The sequence below is a fragment of the Curtobacterium sp. APC 4022 genome, assembly GCF_030407555.1.
Taxonomy (GTDB): domain Bacteria; phylum Actinomycetota; class Actinomycetes; order Actinomycetales; family Microbacteriaceae; genus Curtobacterium.
Genome location: NZ_JASDDD010000046.1, coordinates 21,148 through 28,847, shown reverse-complemented (window position 1 = coordinate 28,847; position 7,700 = coordinate 21,148). Strand labels below are relative to the sequence as shown.

Below are 7,700 nucleotides of genomic sequence, written 5' to 3'. Positions count from 1 at the left end.
AGTGTCCACGCAGGTGCGCGGCCGGCACGCCGGGGTCCCGGCCGGACACCACGACGGCGTCGATCTCGGTGGCCGAGCTCCCCGAGCCGATCGTGCGTCCCTGGATCTGGTTGAACGACCAGTTGGACGGCAGCGGCTGGAGCTGGTTGCCGGTCCACCCGGTGGACAGCCCGCCGACGAACGAGAAGTGCGCGAGTCCGGCGTGGCTGACGGCGGAGCAGGTGGCGCGGGAGCCGTACACACCGGCCTTGTGGACGTTCCCGCGGTCCCGGAGGCCCGTGGCCACGCCCCGGAAGTACGGGAGCACCGCGTCGTCGATCTGGGCTGTGCTGGCATCGAGGTCGACGGCGAAGTACAGCGTCGTCTGCTTCGGGATCCCGAGGTGCTTCGCGGCGTCCTGGGCGCGGTGCGCGTCGACGATCCCCTGCGCGAAGGTGAACCAGGACGCCTCGTCGCCGCCCTCCTCGAAGATCGGCCACAGCCCGAGTCCGGCGTCGCCGATCACCCGCAGCTCCTCGGCCGTCAGCGCCTTGTCACGAGCGCCGGAGGCCTGCGAGTTCGTCAGGTAGCGCCCGACCACCCGGACGTCGGCGGCGGCCAGTGCCGTGGCCCGGGGGGCGTCGAGCTTCGTGGCCATGTCGGCACCGGTCGTCGCGCGGCCGGCGTCGCCGCTGCTCGCGGCCAACGCGGCCCACGTGCCGAAGTCGCACGTGCCGGTCTGCTCGGCGACCGGGAACGCCTGGAACTGCTGGAACGCGCGGACCACGTCGGCGTCCGCCGCCGTGAAGACGTCGTCGAAGGGGACCCGTTCGCGGTTGAGCACCAGCAGCGCCGTCACCAGCTGGACCCACGGCCCGCTCGCGCCGACGCCGACGACGCTGGCGGACGCGGCGCGCAGACCGGCTGCGGTGCCCGGCCCCCACACCCCGTCGACCGACGCGGACCCGGACGCGATCTGGATCGCCCGGACGGCAGCGGACGCGGTGCTCGTGTCGACCAGGCCGCTCGTGCTGCCGTACGCCCCGCCGTCCGCCTCGGCGTACGTGCGGTTGAGGTACTGCTGGACGGAGCGGATGGTGGACGAGCCATCGGTGGCGAGCCGGATCAGGTCGGTGGTCAGCAGCGCACCGTACAGGTGGGGGGAGAGCGTCGGGACGCCGAGGGCCACACCGAGTTCGGTCCGGAGCTCCTGCACCGCGGCGACGGTCGGGGCGTCCCACGTGCCCGTCGTCGCCACGGTCGGGAAGCCCTTGCAGACGAGCCCGGCCTGGGCCAGCTTCCGCCAGGTCTCGGCGTCGGGTCCGACCTCGTGGCCGACGTCCCCGTGCTGCTCGAGACCCTTCCTGGTGGCCGGTCCCACCGTCGGCACGACGGGCGTGATGCCCAGGAGGGACTGGGTCGCCTGGGCGAGACCGGTGACGGTCCCGGCTCCGGTCTGGCCGTCCTCGGTGACGTGCACCCAGCCGGCGACGTGGCCGAAGGTCTTGTTGAGCCACTTCTGGACGGCGAGGACGCCGGGGTCGGACGCGGTGGTCGCCGCGGACGTGGTGGTCGTGGTCGTCGCCGCTTCGGCGGGGGCGGCCAGGACGGCCGAGGCGATCGGGACGGAGGCGGCGATGCCGAGGAGCGCAGTGCGGCGGGAGATCTGCACGGTGTGCCTTCCAGGTCGACGGAGCCGCAGGGCGCGCGGGCGCGACGCTGCAACTGAGGTGGGTGACAACCTGGCGTCCGAACACGGGAAAGTGCCGAGTTCCACCAGACGATCGTCTGATGAACTGCTCAGTCCGCCCCGACCTGCGACAGTGGTACCGGGCTCGTAGTATCGAGCGGCACGAACCAACCGGGATCGTCGGGCGAGGAGCAGCATGAACCAGCGCCAGGCCGCGAAGGCCCGCACACGCCAGCAGATCGTCGAGGCAGCCGCTGCCGAGTTCGCCGAGCACGGCTACGACGGCACCTCGTTCGCGAGCGTCGCCGCCGCGATGAACCGTCCGAAGTCGGCCGTCGGGTACCACCTGTTCCCGTCGAAGCTCGACCTCGCCGCGGCCGTCGTCGAGCAGCAGCAGGCGCGCTGGCTCGAGATGGCGGCCCGGACGACCGAGCCCGCGGGCCTCGCGAACCTGGTGACGATGCTGCTGTCCGCGTGCCTCGACGCACTGCGGTGCCCGGTCGCCGCCGGGGCGATCCGGGTCAGCCAGGAGCTCGGCGAGGCCGGGCAGCCGCTCCCCCGGGCCTTCACCTGGCGGGGGTACACGCTGGAGCACTTCGCCGTCGCCCGAGGGCTGGACGTCGACGACCCGGAGGCCGTCCGCGCCGCCGACCTCGTGATCTCGTCGACCTTCGGCGTCCTGCGCACCCGGGCGAGCTCGCGCACGGTGGAGGCCACCGAACTCCAGCTCCGGGACCTCTGGTCGGCGCTCTTCACCGGTCTCGGGATCGCCGACGCGGACGAGGTCGTCCGCAGCGTGACGCCGGTGTCGGTCGCGGAGCCGGCGGACCCGGCACTGGCCGAGGCCCCGGTGACGAGCACGGCTGCGGCGGGCGACGCGGCCGCCGAAGGTGGTGCGTCGACCGCCTGATCTGCGCACGACGAGGACCGTTGGTACCGGCCTGCTGAGCTAGGGGTGTTGCGGCCCGGTCCCCCACGCGGCCCAGGCGTCGAGCTGTGCCTGCGCGTTGCCGAGGGAGTTGTGCGATCCGTGGACCGTGCCGTCCGTGGAGTGCAACTCGAACCCCTGGCCCTGGTCGATCGTGCCGACGACGACCCCGTCGCGGCGGGCAGTCCAGTGCCCACCCGCGTCGTTCCGCCATGTGATGGCCTGCATACGATCCACGAGCGCCGACTTCCTGTTGCGCCGCTCACCGGGACCGACAACCGATCCTGACGGTAGGCCCACCACATGTGTGGTCGGACATCTGGACGTGGGTGGGCTCCGGCGGCGGGTGCGTCCGGGTCTCGTCGGCGCTCCGTCAGCGTCGCAGTGGTGTGCGGGTACTCGCCGAACGCCACCCGGTAGGCCGCCGAGAACCGACCGAGGTGCTCGAACCCCCACCGCTGGGCGACCTCGCGGACGCTCGAGGTCCCCGGTCCGGCGTGCTGGAGGTCCAGCCGGACCCGGTGCAGGCGGATGTGCTGCAGGTAGTGGAGCGGTGACCGCCCGATCGAGTGCTGGAAGGCCTCCTGGGTGGCCCGCACGCTGAAGCCCGCCGCCAGGGCGATGTCCGCGACCCGGAGCGGCTCGGTGATGTGTTCGTGGATGTACTCGACCGCGGCACGGAGCCGCTCGCGCCGTGGCAGGAACACCGAGGCGGGCAACGCGACCGCTCGCGGCGGGTACATCCGCAGGAACTCCACGACGACGGCCCGCGACAGGGCGGCCCGGAACAGGTCGCCGCCGCTGCCGCCGCTCCTGCCGCCGTCCCTGCCGCTGGGACCTTCCCGGAGCGCACGCGAGAGCAGGTGCAGGCTGCTGCGCCACCGCGCGACCGCTGCGGGGTCGAGTGGGTGCAGGTGGTCGATCCCGAGGTCGCTGACCGGACCCGTGTGGAAGAGTTCGTCCGCGACCTCGTGGACCAGTCGGCGGGACATGTGCACGAGGCGCTGGTCGTGGTCGGCGTACTCGACGACGAACTCGCGCGCCGTCGGGAACAGCATCGGGACGTCCAGGACCACCGGGACGCGGTCCTGCAGCACGTCGGGATTGCCCGCCCCGGCTGTCAGCCACTGCACGATGTAGTCGTCCGTCGGCGGGACCGTGCCGCGGAGCCCGCCGGAGAACTGCAACCGCCGCAGCGTCACGTCACCGTCCCCCACGGCGCTGTAGCGGTACGAGAACGGCCGATCGGTCGTCACGACCGCCCAGTCGTGGCCCGAGTAGAAGGAACTCAGTCCGGCCGCCGCCGTCTCGGGGTCCGATCCGACCGCCTCGATGCGGACGTCGTGCCAGGCGGCGTGCGTGCCGGGCGTCGGCTGGTGCAGAGGTCCGTCGTCGACGGTGGCCATCATGCCCCTCAGGAGTGCATCGATGTTCGACTTCGTGGCACGATCCGGACGGACGACGCGTCGGTGTCGACGCGACGTCGACATGAGCATACGTCGTCGTCAGTGCGCCGGGGCCGCCGTCGAGGACCGCACCACGAGCGACACCGGCAGGACCGCCCCGTCCACCGCGCCGCCGCCGATCGCGGCGAGCAACCGTTCGACGACCACGGCCCCCATCGTCGCCCGCGGGGAGTGCACGGTGGTGAGCGGCGTGGGGAGCTGCGCCACCACCGCGATGTCGTTGTACCCGACGATCGACAGGTCCTCGGGGACGCGCAGGCCGCGCTGGCGGGCAGCACCCATCACGCCGATGGCCGCGGTGTCGTTGACGGCGAAGACGGCGGTGGGTGGGTCGGCGAGCGAGAGCAGGGTGTGCGCCCCGACCACGCCGCCCTCGACCTCGAAGTCGGTGTGGACGACGAGCGCTTCGTCGACCGGCAGGTCCCGCTGCTCGTGCGCCAGCCGGAAGCCGGCGACCCGCTCCACCGCGGTGCTGGCGTGGCGCGGACCGGCCACGACACCGATGCGCCGGTGTCCCAGGGCGAGCAGGTGCTCGGTGGCGAGCCGGCCGCCCTCGACGTCGTCGGCGACCACGGCGGGCAGCCAGTCGCCGGGGTGCCGGTTCGTCGCGATGATCGGCACCGACAGGTTCGCCAGACGGGGGATCTGCGACGACAGGTGCAGGGAACTGACGATCAGGCCGTCGACCCGGCGGGAGAGCAGGAAGTCGACGGCTTCGAGCTGGGCGCCCATCTCGTCGGGCGGGGTCGTGAGCAGCAGCTGGTACCCCGCGGCACGCGCAGCCGACTCCACGGCCTGGCAGATCGACGCGATGACGGTGTCGGCGAGCCGCGGCATGACGACGCCGATGGTGTTCGACCGCCGGGTGCGCAACGACGAGGCGAGCCGGTTGGGGCGGTAGCCGAGCTCCGCTGCCGCTGCGATCACGCGCTGGGCCGGAGCACTCCAGCCCCGGGCCGGCTCGGTCTGTCGCAGCACCCGCGACGCGGTCGAGACGTGCACCCCGGCGCGCCCCGCGATCGCCTGGAGGTTGACCTCGCCGCGACGACCCGGGGGCTCGTGCCCGACCTGGTCGTCCGTGCTGCCCATCCGCTCAGTGTAAGTGACACATCGTCGAGCCGGAGCCGCAGCGAACGGTTGCAACTGTGCACACACCGTCCCGGTTGCCGATCTGGCGAAACACGTTCGTTACGTCTGCCGTCGCTGGTGGAAACAGTCGGATGGCACGCTCTCACCAGTTGCAAACGATTGCACATCTTGCAGAGCAGACGAGAGACGGTGCCCCATGGTGAAAGAGATCTTCGTGTCCTTCGGCGTCGACATCGACGCCGTCGCGGGCTGGCTCGGTTCCTACGGCGGAGCCGACTCACCGTCGGACATCCAGCGCGGGATCTACGCCGGCCGCACCGGCGTGCCCCGGCTGCAGCGCGTGTTCGACCGCGCCGACATCAAGGCGACGTGGTTCATCCCCGGCCACTCGCTCGAGACCTTCCCCGAGCAGTGCCAGGCCCTGTTCGACGCCGGGCACGAGATCGGCGCCCACGGGTACAGCCACGAGAACCCCGTCGCGATGACGGAGGCGCAGGAAGACGCCGTCATGGAGCGCTCGGTCGAACTCATCACCCGGCTCACCGGCACCCAGCCGACCGGCTACGTCGCCCCCTGGTGGGAGCTGAGCACGTACACGCCGACGCTGCTGGAGAAGTTCGGGTTCAGCTACGACCACAGCCAGCAGCACAAGGACTTCGTCCCGTACTACTCGATCGTCGGCGACTCGTGGACGCCGATCGACTACGCCCAGGACCCGCACACCTGGATGACGCCGCTGGTGCACGGCCACGAGATCGACCTCGTCGAGATCGCCGCGAACTGGTACGTCGACGACCTGCCGCCGATGATGTTCATCAAGTCGAGCCCGAACAGCCACGGCTTCGTCAACCCCCGCGACGTCGAGCAGATGTGGAAGGACCAGTTCGACTGGGTGTACCGCGAGCTCGACTACGCCGTGTTCCCGATCACGATCCACCCCGACGTGTCCGGGCGACCCCAGGTGCTGCTCATGATCGAACGGCTCATCGAGTACATCGGCGGACACGAGGGCGTCCGGTTCGTCACCATGAACGAGATCGCCGACGACTTCCGCGTCCGCTTCCCCTTCGGCCGCCCCGAGCGTCCGCGCGAGTACTGATGTGCGGCGCATGCGGCAGCGCCGGCGGAACGCCCGACGCGTACGCCCGCGGGGTCGAGGACTCGCCGGCAGCACGCAAGCGGGCGCAACTGGCGCTGGTCGCCTGGGGCGCTCGACTGTTCGCCCCGGAGCACGTCCGGGTGCACGAGGCGCCCGGGACCGTCCGGGTGCTCGTCGTCGGACCGACCGGTCAGGGGGTCCTCGCGCAGGGCGTCGACGGGGTCCTGGACGCGGTCGACCGTGTCGGGCCGGGGACCACCGACTGGACGGTCGTGGCGGAGCGGCTGCGTGCCTCCCGTCCGGACGACGGCGCCGACTGGACCTACCGGAGCCTCGCGCAGGCGGTGGCCCGACGGCGGGAGCCGGCGCAGTGATCGACACCGCCCTGCCGACGGTGACCTACCTGGCCCTCGGCGGGACCATCGCGAGCGTCACGACCGGAGACACCGGAGACACGGGAGGCCCCGCTCACCGGCCCGGTGCGGTCCCGCGACTCGACGCCCACGACCTGCTCGCCGGCGTGCCCGCGATCGCACAGACCGCCCGGGTCGACGCACACCAGCTCGCCCTGGTCCCCTCGCCGTCCCTGGGGTTCGACGACGTGCAGAGCGCCCTCGGAGCCGCCCGGCGAGCCGTCGAGACCGGCGCGTCCGGCGTCGTCGTCTCGCAGGGCACCGACACCATCGAGGAGACCGCCTACCTGCTCGACCTCGGCTGGGACCGCCCGGAACCGCTCGTGGTCACCGGCGCCATGCGCCACGCGTCCGCTCCCGGCGCGGACGGCCCGGCCAACCTGCTGGCAGCGGTGCGCGTGGCCGCGGAACCGGCCGCACGGGGCCGCGGCGTCCTCGTCGTGCTCGACGACGAGGTCCACGCCGCCAGCACGGTGCGGAAGACGCACACGTCCTCGACCGGGGCGTTCACCTCGCCCGGGACCGGGCCACTCGGCTGGGTCCCGGAGGGACTGCCCGTCTTCCACGCCCCCGCACAGCAGGCACCCGCCGTCACCGACCACGTCGCCCCGCTGCCACCGGTCGCCCTGCACCGCGTCAGCCTCGACGACGACGGACGTGTCCTCGAGGCGCTCGGGGACCTCGGCTACCGCGGCGCGGTCATCGAGGGCTTCGGCGGCGGGCACGTGGCGGAACGCACCCTCGACGCGGTCCGCGCGCTGGCCCGGCGGATGCCGGTCGTCATGGCGTCGCGGACCGGCGCCGGGTCGACCCTCGCGGCGACCTACGGCTTCCCCGGCGGCGAGGTCGACCTGCTCGCCGCCGGACTCGTCCCCGCCGGGTCCCTCGACGGACTCAAGTCCCGCCTGCTGCTCGCCGTCCTGCTCGCCGTCGACGCTCCGCACGACCGTGTGCATGCGGAGTTCCGCGCGCGCGGCCGGGGCTCCTCCCGCAGCACCGTTCCTGATCCCCGTTCCTGATCCACGGACGGAACCAC

7 protein-coding genes and 1 pseudogene are annotated in these 7,700 nt (G+C 72.4%); 4 read left to right on the top strand and 4 right to left on the bottom strand.

From position 1 onward, the window contains the following. On the bottom strand, positions 1-1,651 hold a 1,651-nt coding region (locus QL987_RS13355; protein WP_290158073.1), incomplete at its 3' end, for a glycoside hydrolase domain-containing protein. Positions 1,652-1,865: 214 nt separating this feature from the next. On the opposite strand from QL987_RS13355, the gene QL987_RS13350 reads away from it, so the two are divergent. Then, positions 1,866-2,579: a TetR family transcriptional regulator gene (locus tag QL987_RS13350; protein WP_290158072.1), complete on the top strand. Its 714-nt coding sequence runs from the start codon at positions 1,866-1,868 to the stop codon at positions 2,577-2,579. A 39-nt stretch (positions 2,580-2,618) separates the two neighbouring features. Here the strand turns inward: QL987_RS13350 and QL987_RS13345 are convergent, their stop codons facing one another. The 3 genes and pseudogenes from QL987_RS13345 to QL987_RS13340 form a co-directional block, all read right to left on the bottom strand. Continuing rightward, positions 2,619-2,825: a hypothetical protein gene (locus tag QL987_RS13345; protein WP_111075399.1), complete on the bottom strand. Its 207-nt coding sequence runs from the start codon at positions 2,823-2,825 to the stop codon at positions 2,619-2,621. A gap of 167 nt (positions 2,826-2,992) precedes the next feature. Then, positions 2,993-3,340, bottom strand: a pseudogene (locus QL987_RS16905) (AraC family transcriptional regulator); the annotation flags it as partial. 762 nt (positions 3,341-4,102) lie between these two features. Beyond that, on the bottom strand, positions 4,103-5,152 hold the full coding sequence (locus QL987_RS13340) for a LacI family DNA-binding transcriptional regulator (RefSeq protein WP_111075397.1): 1,050 nt from the start codon (positions 5,150-5,152) through the stop codon (positions 4,103-4,105). A gap of 196 nt (positions 5,153-5,348) precedes the next feature. Between QL987_RS13340 and QL987_RS13335 the strand changes: the two genes are divergently transcribed. From QL987_RS13335 to QL987_RS13325, 3 genes are read left to right on the top strand one after another with little or no spacing between them, the layout of a single operon-like run. Then, complete coding sequence (locus tag QL987_RS13335; RefSeq protein ID WP_290158071.1) at positions 5,349-6,251, top strand: polysaccharide deacetylase; 903 nt, start codon at positions 5,349-5,351, stop codon at positions 6,249-6,251. Further along, entirely contained in the window at positions 6,251-6,625 is a 375-nt protein-coding gene (locus QL987_RS13330; protein WP_290158070.1) for a hypothetical protein, read from the top strand. Before QL987_RS13335 ends, QL987_RS13330 begins: the two co-directional genes overlap by 1 nt. Further along, a complete protein-coding gene (locus tag QL987_RS13325; RefSeq protein ID WP_290158069.1) occupies positions 6,622-7,683 on the top strand; it encodes an asparaginase in 1,062 nt (353 codons plus the stop codon). The genes QL987_RS13330 and QL987_RS13325 overlap by 4 nt, the downstream gene beginning before the upstream one ends. Positions 7,684-7,700: the final 17 nt, after the last annotated feature.